Genomic DNA, 18672 nt, shown 5'->3' with positions numbered 1-18672 from the left:
TAACTTACCTTTTGGATAGGGATTATTGGATAAAAGCATTGACGCGCGAAAATGAATGATGTACTATTCAATGACTAGCCTGCGCTAGGTGATCAAGAAAAAGGGAAAGAGTGTGGATAACATGAGAAAATTTAGTTTTTTACCGATTGTACTCATCGTGATGGCATTGCTGGTTTCGGCTTGCGGCAACAATGATAAAGGCGCTGGCACGAATAATGCATCTACTGGAGAGAACGGTTCTAATAATGGAAAAGCAGATACAACGGCTGCAGCTACTCTTGAATCTGTCAAAGCCAGTGGCAAGCTGAGAATCGGTACGGAAGGTACCTATGCTCCGTTTACTTACCATGATGCTGCTGGCAAACTGACAGGCTTTGACGTCGATATTGCAACTGAAGTAAGTAAGCGCCTGGGTGTGCAACCGGAATTTATCGAGACGCAATGGGACGGAATATTTGCAGGCTTGAACTCCAAGCGGTTTGACGCAGTATTCAATGAAGTGTCTATTACAGATGAGCGCAAGCAAAAATATGATTTCTCCGATCCGTACATTGTCTCTAAGGCAGTTCTGATCGTGAGTGAAGATAATACGGACATCCAGAAATTTGCGGATCTAAAAGGTAAAAAGGCAGGGCAATCCCTGACTAGCAACCTGACTCAAATCGCAAAAAGGAATGGTGCGGAAATTGTAGCAACCGAAGGATTCAACCAAGCTATTGACCTCCTCACTTCCAAACGGGTAGATGCGACGGTCAACGACGGATTGTCTTATCTGGATCTGAAAAAGCAAAAGCCTGATGCTCCGATCAAAAAGGTGGACGAATCTGCGGATGCTTCACACAGCGCAGCTGTATTTAATAAAGGCAGCGAAGATTTGATCAAGGCAGTCAACAAAGCGTTGGCTGATATGAAGGCTGACGGTACGTATCTGAAAATTTCTGAAAAATATTTTGGAGCCGATGTGTCCAAATAATAAAGGATGTCTGTACAATGGATGATCGCCAAATACAAATTATTATGGATTCATTATTACCTCTGCTAAAAGCAGGGGTTTCTTTTACGATTCCGCTCACGCTGATCTCTTTTGCTCTGGGACTCGTGCTGGCGCTGATTACTGCGCTCGCCCGGTTGTCCAAATGGAGAATACTCAAGCTGATCTTCGGCTTCTATGTATGGGTGATTCGAGGAACTCCTTTGCTGGTGCAATTGTATATTATTTTCTATGGTTTACCTTCGGTGGGTATTACACTGGACCCGTTTATTGCTTCAGTGATCGGTTTTACGCTCAGCGTGGGGGCCTATAGCTCTGAAATTATGCGTGCGGCTATTATTTCCATTCAGGAGGGTCAATGGGAGGCAGGATACTCCTTAGGGATGACACGCTGGCAAGTGCTGCGGCGGATCGTGCTCCCCCAAGCTTCCCGTGTGTCGGTGCCTCCGCTTGCCAATTCATTCATCAGCTTGGTAAAGGATACCTCACTGGCTGCCACTATCACCTATGTGGAAATGTTCAGAACGGCTAATCAGATTGTAGCTACCACATACGAACCGTTATTAGTGTATACCGAGGCTGGGGTTATTTACCTGCTGTTTAGTACGATATTGACTGTGCTGCAAAATTATTTGGAAAAGCGTCTGAGCCGTTTTTCCGTTAGATAAAGGAGATTGTACCGGTGATCCAAATTCGGAATATACACAAGTCGTTCGGCTCGCTGGAAGTGCTTAAGGGTATTGACGTGACGTTGGATAAGGGGAAAGTGCTTGTAATTATCGGTCCTTCCGGTTCTGGTAAAACAACACTTTTACGCTGCTTGAATTTGCTGGAGGTTCCCGACCAGGGAGAAATTCAGGTAGGTGATATTGCACTGAATTTTGCGAAAGGGACGAAGCTTCGGCAAGAAAACATTTTGGCGCTGCGTAAGCGGACAGGGATGGTATTTCAATCCTACAACCTTTTCCCCCATATGACCGCTGTGCAAAATGTGATGGAGGGGCAAGTCACGGTTCAGAAAAAAAGCAAGGACGAGGCGCGCAAACGTGCACTGGAGCTGCTGAAGAAGGTAGGCTTGGCTGATAAAGCGGAATCCTATCCACATCAATTGTCGGGAGGACAGCAGCAACGGGTCGGTATTGCCCGGGCAATGGCAGTCGAACCTGAGGTGCTTTTGTTCGACGAGCCGACCTCTGCTCTTGATCCCGAGTTGGTAGGTGAGGTGCTCAAGGTCATGAAGCAGTTGGCTGCCGAAGGGATGACGATGGTTATTGTCACCCATGAAATGAAGTTCGCGGCAGAGGTTGCTGACCATGTAATCTTAATGGATCAGGGCGTAATCTTTGAGCAGGGTACGCCATATCAGGTGCTAGAGCAGCCAACCAGCCCACGGGCCATCCAGTTTTTGAACAGACTGAGTGGGGAAACGGAATAAACTGAACATACAGGCAGCTACAGCTGGGCATTTGAAAAATAAAGCCTCGCACCCGTAGCTGCCTTTTGCTCATCAGTTGTCCTCTTTTATTTCATTTTTAATGTAATCAAGAAGGTAATCAAAAGAATGCAACAGCCTGTTAAAAATGGAGCGAACATATTCGCATCAAATAAAAATCCCGCTAGAGTAGGGCCTAAAATATTCCCGACACTCATATAGGCATTATTCATACCAGCTACATATCCTTGCTCATTTCCTGCCATCTTCGACAATTGTGTATTAAGAGCTGGACGAAGCGTAGCTGTAGCAAAGAAAATAAGGGAAGTCACAAGAAAGATACTCCAAAAATCTTTGGCGAAGAGAAATAAAACATAAGCAGCAGAGGTGAAGAGAAGCGAGCCTTTGATCAACCTTTTTTCACCAAACTGATGGATCATTTTAGCAACAACTAATGCCTGCATACCGACGCCGATCACAGCACCTGCAGTTAGAAGGATTGAAATATTTTGCGGTGAAAATTGGAAGCGATTCGTTACATATAAACCAAGAACGGATTCAAAATTAGCAAGTCCAAAAGTCATCACCAGGACAATGACAAAGAACATCGCATATTTTGATTTCAATGACCTTGCATACTGTTTGAAAATAGACTCTCTTTGATGATTAATTCTTGCTCGTGCTGCCTTCATTTGTTCTTTCGATAAACTTTCAGGTAAACAAACGATTGAAAAAATAACTGCAATCATAGCTGCACCTGTTGCTGTATACAGTGGCACTCTCGTTCCATATCCTGCAAGAAGGCCTCCAAGTCCTGGACCAATGACAAATCCAAATGACATCGCTGCCGCTAGTAGACTATTTCCTTTGCCACGTTCTTCGGTTGTTGTAATATCAGCTACATATGCCATCATGGGTGGAATAATCAGGGCTGCTGCAACTCCTTCCAGAAGTCTTGAGGTATACAGCATCCACAGCTCATCTCCAATAGCAAAGATCAATTTAGCTACAGCAAAAACAATAACACCTGCGACGATAAAAACTTTTCTCCCATATCGATCAGACAGCTGCCCAGTCATGGGCGAGAGCAGGAATTGCGTTATGCCATAGGCTGCCACCAATAAACCGATGGCCCGCCCACTGGCACCAAATTCAATGATCAGTTCCGGCAGAATAGGGGTGATCAAACCAACGCCGACCATCACAATGAATATATTGATCATGAGAATTGCGAGTATTCTTTTCATACAAAAAAAACCTCCTTATCCATTGGTTTCTGGATAGGAGGCAGACATACGAACAAGAAGATACACTGCTCCCGTCAAAGAAGCAATGCTCTTATCGTTAATACCCAAAAGCCTACACTAATCCTATCCAGAAAATTCGTAAGATTACGTTTTTTCTTTGGGAATAGGATTAGTAGATCATTGGCTTAAGGTCACCCTTTCGGTACTTTATTGTTTATCAATGTAACATAAATTTCATAATGAGGCAATAAAAGGATGAATCAGAAGAAGCCGACTCGTCCTTCGGATACATTTTTTAACCAGTCCTGCTTGCGGCTTTTATCAAGCTCGCCTCGCATACCTTTAATAATCAGCTCAATATCGGCTTTTCCTTGTTCATGCCATTCTAGAGCCGTACTGACATATAGTTCTCCGAGCTGAGCCAGGGAGAAGCCGTCTGTCATCGTTGCCGCCTTCTGTGTACCTGTCTCACCTGCAAAAACAAGGAAGTTACGCAGCTTGAGATACGCGAGTCGCAGCGCTTCGTCAGGCAGACTGATTTCATAAGCCCGATCGAAGCGGCCCGCCCGGTTCATCAGACCCGGATCGATTTTCTCGGGATAATTGGTCGTTCCGATCAGGAAGATACCCTCCTTGGATGTAGCGCCGTCGAGCGTATTCAGGAAAAAGGAACGAACCTCCTGAGGCATGGAATCAATGTCCTCAATGACCAGCACCATCGGAGCCAGGCGAGTAGCTGCCTCGAACACCTCTTTGACCGATTCACTGGTTGTATATTCTGTAATTTGCCAGTAAGCGGCCGGACCTGGCACGCTATTGGCAATAGATTTCACTAGGGTTGTTTTACCGTTGCCTGGATGGCCGTATAGCAGAATCCCACGCTTGTAAGGAATGTTATAAGTCTGATAGAAGGTACGATCCGCTTCAAAAAACTGATCAAGTGATCGGAAGATATCCCGCTTGATTTCCGCTTTCAAAATCACGTCATCCCGCGTAATTGCGCGGGTTATCGGCTCTGCCTGCCGGGAGAGTCCCCGGCTTGTATCGGTGAAGACGGTGACACGCTTCATATTTTGCTTGCGTTCACGCCCGCGTACGCCTGCGAGGAAGCTTTGCAGTTCCTGGTCGCCTGTAGCAAACACATAATCTTCATTATATACGCCATTATCACGGAAAAAGGGAACTCGTGCCAGTGCAATCCCCCATTTGGGATAGGCAAATACATTGTTACGCATCGACAGATGCACACCGTATTCAGGAGTTGGCCCGTCATCGTCATACTGGATGGTGCGTTCCTCCAAACGATCGAACACCCGTGCCACATGCTCCAGCTCAGGGCTGCCTGAACGAATATCCTCCTCCAGCAAATCCCAATACTCAATATTGGGATCATCACTGGCGTACAACTCATATTTTACGCCATAGCGGTTATAAAGTGCTTCACTAATACCGTCGATCAGACGGGCATAAGCAGCATAACCGGTAATGCGTCCATCTGTACGTTCGTCAAATTCATAAATAGCTGGGGTGTCTATACTCAACATTATTTTGCTCCTTTCAGGGCGGCCAGCGGTCTACATTTGGCTACAACGGCTGCAAGTCCTGCCCCGGTAACACTTTCAATAATATCATCTACATTTTTGTAGGCTTGTGGAGATTCGTCGATAATACTTTCCAGAGATGCCTGGTTGACCACAATTTCGTCGTCTGTCCCTACACCCAGAGCGCCTGCAAAATCGTCCACACTCACGAGCCGTTTGGTTGCAGATCGCGAGCGAATACGGCCCGCTCCATGACAGATGGAGTGAAAGTTATCCTGACCGCCTGGTAAACCTACCATAATATAAGAGGCAGTCCCCATAGAACCGGGGATCAGGGCCGGATGCCCTGTCGACTGATAAGGTCGCGGATTGTCGGGGTGTCCTGCTGGAAGAGCGCGCGTCGCACCTTTACGATGTACAAACACGCTGCCGTGATCCGGATGGGATTCCTCCCAAGCATAATTGTGCATCAGATCGTACAGAGTACGCAACTCGCACTTTGTACCAAAGACATCGCGGAAGGCTTCTCGCACGGAGTATGCAATCAGATGTCGGTTCACCACAGCATAATTCAGCGCTGAATACATCATATCCACATAATGTGCTGCCTCGGGATGATCCAGCGGTGCGAATACCAGTCTCGGATCGGAGGTGCCGAGACCGAGACGGCTCATCGCTTTGGCAATGGCAGATGAACTGGTCTGGCTGACTGCTCCCCCCCAAGCACGTGATCCGGAATGAATCATCACAGCCACCTGACCGTCGAACATCCCCCAAGCTTCAGCGACTTCTCTATTTTCTTCTGCAATTTCAATCGCCTGAATTTCGACGAAATGATTGCCTCCACCCAGCGTGCCGAGCTGCCGATGAGCCCGGTGCCAAGTACGATCTTCGACGAGATTCAGCACTTCCTCGTCAAAGGAGAACTTACTGTGCTCTACATGGCTCAGTGAGGTGGATTTCTTAGGAGTGTAGCTATCCGGGATATATTTATTAGGCAAGCCATGCAGGCCTTTGCGTACAATATGCTCCAGCCGTATATCCGAATAATGTCCGCGTTGGTGGGCTTCCATCGGCAAGTATTTGTCGATCGTCTTAACCAACTTGCGACGTAGTTTAATTTCCTTTAAAGCATCTTTGTGCAGATTGGTCAGGTGTACACGCATGCCACAGCCAATATCACTACCGACGATGGAGGGAGATACATAACCGTCTTCCATTCCCCATACCGCAGTTGTACCGATGCAGGTTCCGACGCCTACATGTACATCCGGTGTGTATCCCATATAGCGGATACCTGGAATTTGTAAATTGTTATTAGCCATCTCGAACACTTTGTAATCCAGTGAGGAAAAGAGTTGCTGCGAAGCGTACACGGTCAGATCCCCTGCCGGAAGCTTCATCAGGTGGCTGTATGGTCCTTCATGAAAAGATGAATTGGTCGTAGGTTGTATATTCATAATAAATGGGTAGATCCCTTCTTCATGTAAATTCATAACATCGTATAAAAAGATTTGAAAAAAACAAAAAAGCCGCAGACTTGTCGTCTACGGCTTCCTGCACCGAAAGTGTCATTACATTTTATGATCAGTACATCATAAAAACATAAATAACCTGTTCTTTCAATAGCATGCAAAATAAAAAAAGCCTGGCATATCACGCCGTCAGACAGCGTGATACCCCCATCATGTTGCCCGAACGGGGCCGATGAGACGAAATTTCGAATATGTGATTGTATCATGCTGACTGATTGTCATTATCGTGTAAAGCTTGGTCATGTCTGTCGGCCCCCTTTTCTTAAAGTTAATTGTTATGTTAATGGAAACCTGTGGAAGCTGTCAACCCTGAAAGATAAAAGTGTGGAAAAATGTGACTATACGCATGGTGAAGTGTGAGTAACATCATAGTTCAATTGACCCAAAGCTGTTATTGTACTGAATATTCAAATATTCAGATATTGTTGATCGTTATGAAACAATTCTGTGAGGGGGACGGCGCAGGAATGGAAGGAGATCTCCAGAAGTTTAAGGCTGACTTTTTCAAAGCATTGGCTCACCCTCTGCGCATCCGCATTTTGGAGGTGCTGAGTGAAGGGGAACGGAATGTGAACGAGTTGCAGACTGCGCTTGGTTCCGAAGGTTCTGCCGTATCGCAGCAATTGGCTGTTTTACGGGCTAAAAATTTGGTGAACAGCTTCAAGGAAGGCACAACGGTCGTGTATTCACTACGTGATCCGCTCTTAACGGAGCTGCTAGCGGTGGCGCGGCGAATTTTTGACAATCATTTAGTCGAAGCGATCTCGTTGCTGGAAGGCATACGTAACGAGAAGTAATGCTACTACAGAAAAGAAGGGTTACAGGATGAAGTGGAGAGGAAGGTTTGAAGGCTATAACGCAGGGGCTTTACGAAAGGATTTAATTTCTGGAAGCATCGTGGCGATTGTGGCTATCCCGCTCGGTATGGCGTTTGCCATTGCATCGGGGGTAAAGCCGGAATATGGTCTGTACACAACCATCATAGCGGGAATTTTGATTTCACTACTGGGTGGGTCCAAATTTCAGATCGGAGGACCTACAGGTGCGTTTATTCCGATTTTGCTGGCTATAGTCATGCAGTACGGCTATGAGAATTTACTGATAGCTGGTTTTATGGCAGGCATTATGCTCATTTTAATGGGTGTTCTAAGGCTGGGGGCGTTGATCAAATTTATTCCCAAGCCCGTAACCATTGGCTTCACGGCCGGGATTGCCGTGACGATCTTCAGTGGTCAGATTGCTAACTTTCTCGGCTTGCGCGGGGTAGAGCGACATGAAACCTTTCTGCCTTCGATGGCAGAGATCATCCATCGGCTTCCTTCACTCAATGTGTACAGCATCCTGACAGCTTGTATCTGTCTTGCTGGACTTATTGTGGTGCCTAAAAAATGGCCCAAGATACCTGGCTCACTGGTCGGCCTACTCTTGTCAACGCTGGTGGCAGCTTTGTTTTTTCCAGGGCAGGTGGCTACGATTGGCTCTGCTTATGGCGCAATTCCGGCATCTTTGCCTGAGCTGCATATTCCTGTAATGACGTGGGAATTAATCGTGAAGCTCTTGCCGCCAGCACTTGTTATAGCGATGCTGGGGGCTATTGAATCACTGCTTTCAGCGGTGGTAGCTGACGGGATGACGGGAGACCGCCATAACAGCAATCGCGAACTGGTTGGACAAGGGATTGCCAATTTGCTGACACCACTATTCGGCGGTATTCCTGCGACAGGTGCCATTGCCCGTACGGCCACCAATATCCGCAACAACGCGGTTTCTCCTATGTCAGGTATTGTGCATGGGGTCGTTGTACTCCTCATTCTGATGCTTTTTGCACCTTATGCATCTAATATCCCGTTAGCTAGTATGGCACCGGTGTTGATGGTAGTGGCCTGGAATATGAGTGAGCGCAAGCATTTTGCGCACATCCTCAAAACACGGACAGCAGATTCTATTGTGCTGGTCGTCACCTTTTTGCTGACGGTTTTTACGACGCTGACAACGGCTGTGGAGGTCGGCCTGATTCTGGCAGTTGTATTGTTTGTCAAACGTATGAGCAATACACTTTCAGTAGATAAGGTGCTTCCTGATCCTTCTGTCAAGCATGAAAAGGTAGGCGCACATATGGTCACAGAGCAGCATGATTGCCCGCAGGTGGCTATTTATAATGTGGAAGGCCCCCTATTTTTCGGTGCAGCTTCAGCGTTGGAAAACTCAGGTGTAGGGGGACAGACTGGTCTCCAGCAAGGGATTTTGTTGTTGCGTATGGGAAAGGTCCCTTTTATGGATATGACGGGAGAAGCTAACTTTACTGCATTAATACAAAAATACCGAAAGTTTGGTGGAACAGTGCTTGTGTCCGGACTCCAGCCTCAACCGCTGGAATTACTGCATAAAACCGGATGCTATGACATGATCGGACAAAATCATTTTTTTGAACATACAGGAGAGGCCTTAACAGCAGCTCTTGCAATGGTAAATCAGGATCGGTGCAGTGGGTGCAGACATATGGCTTTTCGAGAATGTACGAGCCTGTGTCGTAGAACCCAGGAAACCAAATCTTCCTTTCCAGAAGGAGCCGTTTCGGTTCCCATACCTGTAAATAGCAGCAGATAGCGCTTTTCTACTTTTGCTACTGAATGCCGAAAAACCTCTTCTATGATCCGAAACAAAATGCACGAAGAAGACCCGCATTTGTTTTGAAAATGGAAGAGGTTTTTCAATTTTTCAAGAAAAAAAGGAATAAAATTCAAAAAAGTGCTTGAATATCTGATTTTATGACACTATACTAGATTTAAAAGATACCATATGTTTCATTCTTTTGTTTTAAATTGTATTTTAATATATGCTTATCAACCTCCTCGATCACTTCTAGTATCTTACCCTACCTTTTTCTTCATTTTTTTCACTTTTTTCACTTACTTTCTTCCAGACTTGTCCACAGTTCTTAATTGAATGTCGTTCCTTGCGGTCTGCACCAAAGGTTATTCACCTTAGAATATGACCTATGGATTTCACCCCAGAATCTATTTTTTTAAAGGAGGTGAGTACCAGAGGCTATTTGTGAGCTTTTGACGCTGCTATCGGAAGGTTGTCTTTGAGAATCAAAAAAACCAAGTAAAGGGAGATGAAAAGTATTGATTAAGTCGAAAAATATCAAAAAGACGCTGTCGGTCGGTTTTACCGCTATTCTTGCTTTTTCTCTGATTTCTCCGGTGTATGGAGATTCCAGCACAACCTCCTCAGCAGGAGCATCGACGATTTCCGCCAAGGTTTCAGCCACCAGCAATTCAGCACCAGCGAGTATGTCACCTATCTGGTTAAATTAAAAGATCAGGTAGATACAGAATCTGTTGCTAAACACGCATTTCAGAAGGCTTCCGCCGAGCAGATTTCCCCCGCTGCTGCTAAGCTTTCTGTACGTAAAACGGTTGTCAACTCTCTGATGGATACCGCAGAAAAAACTCAACCATCTGTGGAAGAATACTTAAAGAAGGAAGTCAATAACGGAAACGTAAAAAAATACAAGAGTTACTTTATCGTGAATGCATTTGCGGTAACCAGTACCAAAGAGGTCATGGATAATCTCGCAACCCTACCTGAGATCGACAAAATTTTACCAGATGAAAAGCGCGAGCTGCAAAAGGTAGAAATAGATAAGGATGCCCAGCCGGTAGGGGAGCAATCAACAGCAAACCAAGCAGTTGCAGATCAAACTGCTGTCGACCCGGCTGTGACGGAAGAGAATGCACAAAAATCGGTGCAAGAATCCGTATATAAAGATGCGGTAACGCCAAGTCGTGTCGAGTGGAATATTTCCAAAATCAAAGCACCGCAGGTTTGGGCCAAAGGTATTGACGGCAAAGGCATTGTCGTTGCCAATCTAGATACAGGTGTTGAATATACTCATCCAGCACTGAAAAGAAAATGGCGGGGGCTGAATGCTTCTGGTCAAGTCGTGAATCCTGAGCTGAGCTGGTATGATGCGGTTAATGGAGCATCGCTGCCCACAGATTCGAATGGACATGGTACACATACGATGGGGACAAGCGTTGGCTCAGACAGCAACGGTACGAATGAAATCGGTGTTGCTCCGGGGGCCAAGTGGATTGCCGTTCGAGTATTCAATCCGGATACCACAGACTCCATCTTGCTGGACGGCGGGCAGTGGATTCTTGCGCCTGTAGATAAAAACGGCAAAAAACACCCTGAGCTTGCACCGGATGTGGTGAATAATTCTTGGGGTGGTGGACCTGGTTTGGACGAATGGTATCGCCCAGTGACCAAGGCGTGGAGAGCGGCTCAAATCTTCCCTGAGTTCTCCGCAGGCAACACAACACTATCGAACCCGGGCGGACCTGGGTCTGTGGCTAATCCGGCAAATCTGCCTGAAGCCTATGCCACGGGAGCCACCCATATCAATAACAAGCTGGCCAGCTTCTCGTTGCGTGGTCCTTCTCCTTATGGCGAAGTGAAGCCAGAAATCTCGGCTCCTGGCGTGAACATCCGTTCTTCTGTACCGGGCGGGGTTTATGAGGGTGGATGGAACGGTACCTCTATGGCAGGCCCGCATACTGCCGGATTAGCGGCATTGCTGCTTCAGGCTAAACCATCTTTGACCGTGGATCAATTAGAGGATGTTATTTCGAAAACAGCGACACCGCTGACAGACAGTCAGTATCGGACCTCACCCAACAATGGTTATGGATATGGTCTGATCGATGCGCTTGCTGCGGTGAACTCCGTACTTAACTAAGAATATCAGACAGGTTTAAAAAAAAGATCCCCGAAAATCCCTTTGGGTGGCTCGTACAAGGATGCATGCACCTGCTAACCGTGTGTTGCACTCATGACGTAGCCGCTAAAAAGGGGTTTTCGTACATAAATGAATATAAAAGTCATAGAATTTCAAGAAAAATGCAAAAAAATGACTTGTATATCTGTTTTGGTAACTTTATACTATCCATAATATATGATTTTATATCAATTTTTAATATAAAATGTAATGATATAACATGTAATGGTATATCATGTTTTTTTCTTCGAAATGCTCCTGCTTTTTCTCCTAGGTATCTACTGAATTTCATCGCTTTTCTATTGGATTATAAACTCACCTATGAAGTACTGCCATCTATGAACAGCCCAATACTTTTATATCTTTCTATAATCTATGAAGGAGGTGGTCGCCAACACATCGTATTGCGCAAGCCGCGTGTTTGATGTGCAAGGCATGAGGTCTGACTCTGTACAGGTTATTTCGGAATCATTAAACCTAGTAAAAGGAGTGGAAAAGTAATTGATTAAACCTAGACGTTTTAAGAAATCGTTATCTATTGGACTCTCTTTGCTTATGGCCTTTTCATTTGTTCAACCCGCTTTAGCGAAAAACACACCGGATGGCTCCAAGCTGGAGCTAAAATCAGCCTCACACAAGGTCACGACCGCGAAGGTGTCCCCGAAACTGACCAAACAGTTTGAGGAGAACAACTATGTTACTTATTTGGTCAAATTAAAAGAACAGGTAGATACCAATAAGGTTTCCAAAAATGCTCTCCAAAAGGCTTCACTTGAGAAAATAACACCTTCCGCCGCAAAAATGGCTGTACGTAGCCATGTAATCAGCTCTTTGCGTGAAACGGCTTCCAGAACTCAATATGGGCTTGAAAGTTATTTGGATAAGGAATCAGAGAGCGGCGGAGTAAAAGAATATAAAAGCTATTTTATTGTCAATGCTTTGGCTGTCACGAGCACTAAGGAGGTGCTGGACCATATTTCGAAGCTGCCCGAGGTCGATAAAATTTTGCCGAATGAAACACGTTATCTGCAAAAGGTAACGGTTGATAAGCAGCCAGAGGACACAGGTAACAAAGCGGCTGGAACAGCAACGGCAGCAACAGCAAAGTCTGACACAGCACAGAAGGCTGTAGAAAAGGACGATAGCAAAACATCGGCATTGCCCGGCAATACAGGCAAGAACGCTGTGGATCCATCTACGGTGGAATGGAATATATCCCATATTAACGCACCACAAGTGTGGGAAAAAGGAATTGACGGAACCGGAATCGTGGTCGCCAATCTCGATACAGGCGTAGACTACACGCATCCGGCCCTGCATCGCAAATGGCGTGGTCTGGATGCGGCAGGCAATGTCGTAAATCCAGAACTGAGCTGGTATGATCCGCATAGTCATGCGGCGCTTCCGGTCGATCAGGAAGACGATTCCCATGGTACGCATACGATGGGCACGATGGTCGGCTCCGAGGAAAATGGAACGAACCGAGTGGGCGTTGCCCCTGGTGCAAAGTGGATTGCGGTTCGGATTTTTAATCCGGAAACGACGGATGCAATTATACTGGACGGCGGTCAATGGCTGCTTGCGCCAAAAGATGCTCAAGGTAATCTTCATCCCGAGCTTGCTCCAGATGTGGTGAACAACTCGTGGGGAGGCGGACCGGGTCTTGATGAATGGTTCCGGCCTGTAGTTCAGGCGTGGCGGGATGCTCAAATCTTTCCCGAATTCTCCGCAGGGAACACCTCTCTCTCCAATCCGGGCGGACCTGGATCGGTAGCCAATCCGGCCAACTATCCGGAATCCTTTGCCACGGGGGCAACCGATATCAATGATAAACTGGGAAGCTTTTCATTGCTGGGACCCTCACCTTACGGTGAGATCAAGCCCGAAGTTTCCGCGCCGGGTGTAAATATTCGTTCAACCGTGGCTGGTGGCGGTTATAAAGGTGGCTATAACGGTACTTCCATGGCCGGTCCTCATGTTGCGGGTCTGGCTGCTCTGCTGCTGCAAGCGAATCATTCTCTTACCGTGGACCAGCTGGAGGAAATTTTGGAAAACACGGCTACCCCTCGGACAGACAGCACATATCCTACTTCGCCAAACAATGGATATGGACATGGTGTCATTAATGCACTCGATGCAGTCGGATCTGTCATGCAGGGTCTGGGCTCTGTATCCGGTAAAGTCGTAACAGGTGGCGACGATCTGGAAGCGCCTGTTCTTGAGCATACACCGCCTGCAGCTGCATTTGAGGGTCTTGATATACCTTTGACGGCTCATGTAACGGACGATGTCGGCGTAATAGCCGTTGAGGCCTTTGCCAAAACAGCGGGTTCGTCAAACTATGTATACATTCCGTTGGAGCGGACCTCTGGAGACAGCAAAGATGGTACATATCAAGCGTCCATTCCGACCTTTTTGGTGGATAGCAAAGGTTTGGAATACTATATTCGTGTAAATGATTTCGGTAATAATGGTTTTGAAACGGAAGTATATAAGGTGAATGTCTCTAAAGGTGTTAAACCAGGCTACACACAAGACTTTGAAAAAGACATTGCCGGTATTAATATCGGGGGTCAGGGTAGTGTTTGGAAATGGGGAACCCCGACAAGCGGCCCTAAAGGTGCACATTCGGGTACAAAGGTCATCGCGACCAATCTCGAAGGCCAATACCAGACCAACACCAACAGTTATTTTATGGCTCCTCCTATTGATCTGACCGAGAGTTCCAAGGGGGCACTGGTCAGCTTCAAGCATTGGTACGATCTTGAAAACAATTCTGATTTCGGCAAAGTGTATGTAGCGACCACCAACAATCAGAATGCGTTTGAGCAGGTATTATCGTTTACTGGAACCAGCAATGGCTGGAAAACACAATATCTTGATTTGCGAGCATTTGCGGGTCAAAAGGTATACCTCCTGTTCAACTTTACTAGTGACAATACGATCGTGAAAGATGGCTGGTATATTGACGATCTGTCCATTCAGGAACCAGACGCCGTTGCACCTGCTGCCCCTGGCCATTTGACTGCTGAAGCAGATAATGTGGGCAATGTTACACTCGCCTGGGGTGCTTCCTCTGATGAAGATGTGAAGCAGTACAAGGTGTATCGTTCAACCCAGTCCGGCAAAAATTATACTTCCATCGGTACAACTTCTGGGCTGACCTACACGGATACGATCACCGTCGGTGGTGCGACCTATCATTATGCAGTGGCAGCCGAGGATTATAGCGGTAACGAAGGTGTCAAGTCGAACGAGGCTTCACTAAGAGTGGATGTGCCGGATACACTGTATAGCGATCATTTTGATGGCAGCTCAGACAATGGTTGGACTCATTCCGGGACCAAGGATGAATGGGAACGCGGCATTCCTAAGGAAGTAGGACCGGGGAACGCAGTGTCCAAGCCGAATGTGTGGGCCACCGATCTCGATAGCAACTATGAGAACGGTGCTGATTTTTCGCTGGTTTCTCCAAAAATTAATTTGAATGGTATACGCAATGCAACACTGACCTTCAACCACTGGTTTGAAATTGAGGGCGGCTATGATTACGGATATGTAGAAGTGTCCAAAAACAATGGCGACACGTGGAGTGAGCTGGGTAAGTTCTCACATAATACAAGTGGTAAGAATTGGGCGCCTGTTTACTACAATCTGGATAGCTATACCGGCAACGAGATTCAAGTTCGCTTCCGCTTGAAATCGGATAACAGTGTGAACAAAAATGGCTGGTACATTGACGATTTCCGTGTGCTGGGTGTTCCAACTTCGACAGTGACCAAGGATATCGTACCTGAGTCCAATATCAAGCTGGAAAAAGCGGAAGAACAATTCCCGCTGTATAAAATTACAAGCACTGAAAAGAGTGAATTCCAGGAAAAAGTGAAGCCGGCAGATGCATCCGTGGAGCGTGGACGTGTCGGTCTCGACAGTCTTCCAGCCAGTGCTACCGTTACGGTACTGGAAACCGGACGTTCGGTGAAAACAGACCCAACCACGGGCAAATACAGCTTCACTCATGTAGCAGGTGACTATACGCTGAAGGCCGAAGCTTATGGTTACGTGCCTCAGACGAAAGCAGTCACGATTGAAAATAACAAAGTCATCAGAGCAAACTTTAGTCTCCAGGCTGTCCCTCATGGTACGATTCATGGGGTTATTACCGATAAGCAATCCGGTGAACCGATCCAAAAAGCGAAAGTATTGGTGCTGGAAGATGCACGTATTGCTCCTGTAGAGACGAATGAGGCTGGAGAATTTACGCTGGACGTGCTGGAAGGAACATACACATTGTCCATTGCAGCCCAAAATTATTACAGTGACAGTGTTTCCGTGACTGCTCCTCCAAACGGCAGTGTTGAAGCGAATGTCACGTTGAAGCCTTTCATCGGTTTCCAAGGAGGCATTGCCTATGATGACGGTACAGGAGAAAATGCCAGAGCCTTTAACGCGGCAGGCAATTCATGGGCAGTGAGAATGACACCTGAGTCGGAAGTGGCACAAGTGACAGGAGCATCCCTTTTGTTCTGGAACTCTGCCTTCCCGAATCCGGGAGGAACGGCATTCCAATATTCTATCTATGACGCCTCCGGTGCAGCAGGAGCACCTGGACATCTATTGGCTGGTCCATTCGACGGAACGGCTGTCCGGGATGAGACACAATGGACGACGGTGCAGCTTCCAGAGCCGGTGACGGTTCAAGGTGATTTCTACATCGTATATACACAGTCTGCGGTAGGGACACAGTCACCAGGTCTGGCTACAGATGAAAACAGCCCAAATGCGCTCCGCAGCTGGCAAGGTGTAAGCGGCACATGGAGCCAATCACCTGAAGAGGAAGGGAACTACATGATCCGGGCTATCGTCAGATATCCGGTGAATGCTCCAACGATTACGACTCCTACGAAGGCTACGTATACGCAGGAGGAAACGATTACCGTAACAGGAACTTCTCCGGCAGAAGGAGCTGATATTCAGCTCTTTAACGGTAAGGAGCTGGCTGGCACAACGAAGGTGAAGGATCGTCAATTCAGTTTGTCGGTCGATCTTCAGCCAGGTGCTAATCCGCTAAGTGTTCAAGCGGCGGTATACGGCAAAGTAACGGATCGTTCCGAGCCGGTGGTTGTAACGCTCGATCAGACTAAACCGGGTTTGATCCTGACTTCACCTGATGAAGGAGCTCGTACAAATGCGGGTGTGGTCAGTGTAACCGGTACGGTGTATGACGAGTTCCTCACCGAATTGACGATTAACGGCGAGCCCGCTCAATTCGGAAGTGACGGTAGCTTTAATAAACGGCTGCTTATCAATGAAGGTGAAAATCAAATTACGGTAACGGCCAAAGATCTAGCCGAAAACGAAACGACTGTTACACGCTCGGTGTATGTCGATACAGCGCTGCCGAAGCTTGAAAATATTAGCCCTGCTGAGGATGTACGTATTACTCCAGGACAGCCGGTACGAGTAGCTTTTGACAGTGCATCCGGTTTGGAGGCATCCTTCCATGTGGAGCTGCCCTTTAACCTGTCCACTTTGGCCCGTAATGAAATTCCATTAAATGAAACTTCGTCAGGCCACTATGAAGGTACTTATCTCACTTCATCTTCTCTGAACCTGGAAGGCGGAGTCATCGTGATCCGGGTAAGGGATGCAGCGGGGAATGAAGTGGAGACGGAGGCGCCGGGGAGGTTGTATGTAACCCATGGTGGAGGAGAGGGCCCAGGTCCGAATCCACCTACATCGAATGAAAAGCCGGTAGCTATTATCCAGGCGAATGACTCAGCCAAGAAGAACAAAAATGTACAATTTAATGCCAAAGCTTCCCGCGATACAGATGGTGAGATCGTCAGCTACAGTTGGGATTTTGGTGATGGCGATACGGCGGTCGGTTCCAAGGTGAAGCATAAATTCACCACAGCCGGAACGTATACCGTGGAGCTAACAGTAACGGATAATGACGGCGCAACGGGTAAGGCAGTGCATACCATCACAATCCGTTAACAGCAAGTAAGAGGATGGGAGTTTTTTTAGAATACAATAAAGGTCTACAGCAAGCCACTGTTAATAGAGGCTGCTGTGGGCCTTTTTAAATTTGTCCAACAGTTCAGGAAGCGATACAATGAATGGTACTCTATGAAGTGAATCGTTTCACAATAATATTTTTTAGCAGGAGAGGATCATATGATTCATTTGGAAAAAGAAAGCGGACGTATCCGTCTTGTGCTGGATGCCTATTTTATGGGAGAAGATATCGTTGTGCTCATATCAGGCGGTGATCAGCCTCACTTGGGGACGATTACTGCAGGGGCTAGGCTTGAGCCGATTCAAACCGTGCAATTGCAAAACCACAAGGAATTTTATATTACTGAAGAAATTGCAGTTCGCTTGCGTAAAGAGTTTGCGGGTAACTTCGCCATTTGCTGCGGGACGCATTTGGATCATGCAACCAAGGACGAAATCCGAGTGCTGACAGACATGGCTATACAAATGGGAAAAGAGCTCATTGAAGAACTTAAGCAAGTGCGCTTGTAGCAACCTTTTTAAGTGAACTCTCGAAAAAGTAGATTGCGATAGGGGTACTTACTAAAGGGATACTTAAAAAGCAATGCAAAACCATCATCCTCAATGTCTACAGATTTTAGCGCAGAGGATGGAATTAAACTACGGATCATTACATGAACTGCACGCTGGTCTTGCCTGTTGATCGCTTTGGCTAGGGCAGAAGCAAAGCATTCATTGCGTGCCAATTCGCGATACAGCGGAAAAACGGCTTTGGCAATGGCGCGATGAACCTTTGGCTCAAATGTAAACTGCACCGTCCCGGGTGGAATCGTCGTACCGTTCGTGTAATAGAGCATCGGCGGCTGAGCTAAAAAGGAAACAAAGTAGCCAATCCCATTCGTACCTAAGCCTTGTTTGGCGGCAAATGGCGCTACCGAGCAGAGAAGGGATTTCATCCGATCCAAATTACCCTGAACGACAGCTCGTGACCATTGGACGGCAAAAGCACGTTGGGTTGCAATAGCTTTGTAAAATGGCAGCATGGCGGCGGATATTTTCCGAAGTGTCTCTGCATGTAAACGTTGGTGAGACGAGCCCTTTCTGCGGGCTGTTCCACGATATAACATAGCTCCGTCCTCC

Annotated in this window: 11 protein-coding genes and 1 pseudogene; 8 read left to right on the top strand and 4 right to left on the bottom strand. The window is 46.8% G+C overall.

Annotation, left to right across the window (positions count from 1 at the left end):
• Positions 1–121: 121 nt before the first annotated feature.
• From OIU26_RS05385 to OIU26_RS05375, 3 genes are read left to right on the top strand one after another with little or no spacing between them, the layout of a single operon-like run.
• Positions 122–973, top strand: a complete 852-nt coding sequence (locus OIU26_RS05385) for an amino acid ABC transporter substrate-binding protein (RefSeq protein ID WP_264216170.1) — start codon at positions 122–124, stop codon at positions 971–973.
• 17 nt (positions 974–990) lie between these two features.
• Entirely contained in the window at positions 991–1659 is a 669-nt protein-coding gene (locus OIU26_RS05380; RefSeq protein WP_025676010.1) for an amino acid ABC transporter permease, read from the top strand.
• 14 nt (positions 1660–1673) lie between these two features.
• Complete coding sequence (locus OIU26_RS05375; protein ID WP_264216169.1) at positions 1674–2426, top strand: amino acid ABC transporter ATP-binding protein; 753 nt, start codon at positions 1674–1676, stop codon at positions 2424–2426.
• Between the two features lie 86 nt (positions 2427–2512).
• Here OIU26_RS05375 and OIU26_RS05370 read toward each other — a convergent pair whose 3' ends face one another.
• The 3 genes from OIU26_RS05370 to OIU26_RS05360 all read right to left on the bottom strand — a co-directional run bounded on the left by OIU26_RS05370 (position 2513) and on the right by OIU26_RS05360 (position 6671).
• A complete protein-coding gene (locus tag OIU26_RS05370; RefSeq protein WP_165083152.1) occupies positions 2513–3670 on the bottom strand; it encodes an MFS transporter in 1158 nt (385 codons plus the stop codon).
• A 260-nt stretch (positions 3671–3930) separates the two neighbouring features.
• Entirely contained in the window at positions 3931–5214 is a 1284-nt protein-coding gene (locus OIU26_RS05365; RefSeq protein WP_264216168.1) for an ATP-binding protein, read from the bottom strand.
• Positions 5214–6671, bottom strand: coding sequence for an RtcB family protein (locus OIU26_RS05360; protein WP_058830074.1), 1458 nt, complete (start codon positions 6669–6671; stop codon positions 5214–5216). The genes OIU26_RS05365 and OIU26_RS05360 overlap by 1 nt, the downstream gene beginning before the upstream one ends.
• Before the next feature lie 542 nt (positions 6672–7213).
• On the opposite strand from OIU26_RS05360, the gene OIU26_RS05355 reads away from it, so the two are divergent.
• The 5 genes and pseudogenes from OIU26_RS05355 (at position 7214) to OIU26_RS05335 (ending at position 18063) form a co-directional block, all read left to right on the top strand.
• A complete protein-coding gene (locus OIU26_RS05355; RefSeq protein ID WP_007431533.1) occupies positions 7214–7543 on the top strand; it encodes an ArsR/SmtB family transcription factor in 330 nt (109 codons plus the stop codon).
• Positions 7544–7571: 28 nt separating this feature from the next.
• Positions 7572–9353, top strand: coding sequence for a SulP family inorganic anion transporter (locus tag OIU26_RS05350; protein WP_264216167.1), 1782 nt, complete (start codon positions 7572–7574; stop codon positions 9351–9353).
• 521 nt (positions 9354–9874) lie between these two features.
• Positions 9875–11493, top strand: a pseudogene (locus OIU26_RS05345) (S8 family serine peptidase).
• A 540-nt stretch (positions 11494–12033) separates the two neighbouring features.
• Positions 12034–17532, top strand: coding sequence for a S8 family serine peptidase (locus OIU26_RS05340; protein WP_264216166.1), 5499 nt, complete (start codon positions 12034–12036; stop codon positions 17530–17532).
• Between the two features lie 180 nt (positions 17533–17712).
• Entirely contained in the window at positions 17713–18063 is a 351-nt protein-coding gene (locus OIU26_RS05335) for a hypothetical protein (protein ID WP_025365561.1), read from the top strand.
• 8 nt (positions 18064–18071) lie between these two features.
• On the opposite strand, the gene OIU26_RS05330 is transcribed toward OIU26_RS05335, so the two are convergent.
• Complete coding sequence (locus OIU26_RS05330; RefSeq protein ID WP_025676003.1) at positions 18072–18659, bottom strand: hypothetical protein; 588 nt, start codon at positions 18657–18659, stop codon at positions 18072–18074.
• Positions 18660–18672 lie beyond the last annotated feature (13 nt).

This window comes from Paenibacillus sp. BT-177 (assembly GCF_025846815.2).
In the GTDB taxonomy this organism is placed as follows: Bacteria; Bacillota; Bacilli; order Paenibacillales; family Paenibacillaceae; genus Paenibacillus; species Paenibacillus polymyxa_C.
Note: the sequence above shows the minus strand (reverse complement) of the source record. Positions and strands in the feature narration are given on the sequence as shown.

Coding starts and splice junctions, on each gene's coding strand:
- OIU26_RS05385 (WP_264216170.1), top strand. CDS start 122: ATGAGAAAATTTAGTTTTTTACCGATTGTACTCATCGTGATGGCATTG.
- OIU26_RS05380 (WP_025676010.1), top strand. CDS start 991: ATGGATGATCGCCAAATACAAATTATTATGGATTCATTATTACCTCTG.
- OIU26_RS05370 (WP_165083152.1), bottom strand. CDS start 3,670: ATGAAAAGAATACTCGCAATTCTCATGATCAATATATTCATTGTGATG.
- OIU26_RS05365 (WP_264216168.1), bottom strand. CDS start 5,214: ATGTTGAGTATAGACACCCCAGCTATTTATGAATTTGACGAACGTACA.
- OIU26_RS05360 (WP_058830074.1), bottom strand. CDS start 6,671: ATGAATATACAACCTACGACCAATTCATCTTTTCATGAAGGACCATAC.
- OIU26_RS05355 (WP_007431533.1), top strand. CDS start 7,214: ATGGAAGGAGATCTCCAGAAGTTTAAGGCTGACTTTTTCAAAGCATTG.
- OIU26_RS05350 (WP_264216167.1), top strand. CDS start 7,572: ATGAAGTGGAGAGGAAGGTTTGAAGGCTATAACGCAGGGGCTTTACGA.
- OIU26_RS05335 (WP_025365561.1), top strand. CDS start 17,713: ATGATTCATTTGGAAAAAGAAAGCGGACGTATCCGTCTTGTGCTGGAT.
- OIU26_RS05330 (WP_025676003.1), bottom strand. CDS start 18,659: ATGTTATATCGTGGAACAGCCCGCAGAAAGGGCTCGTCTCACCAACGT.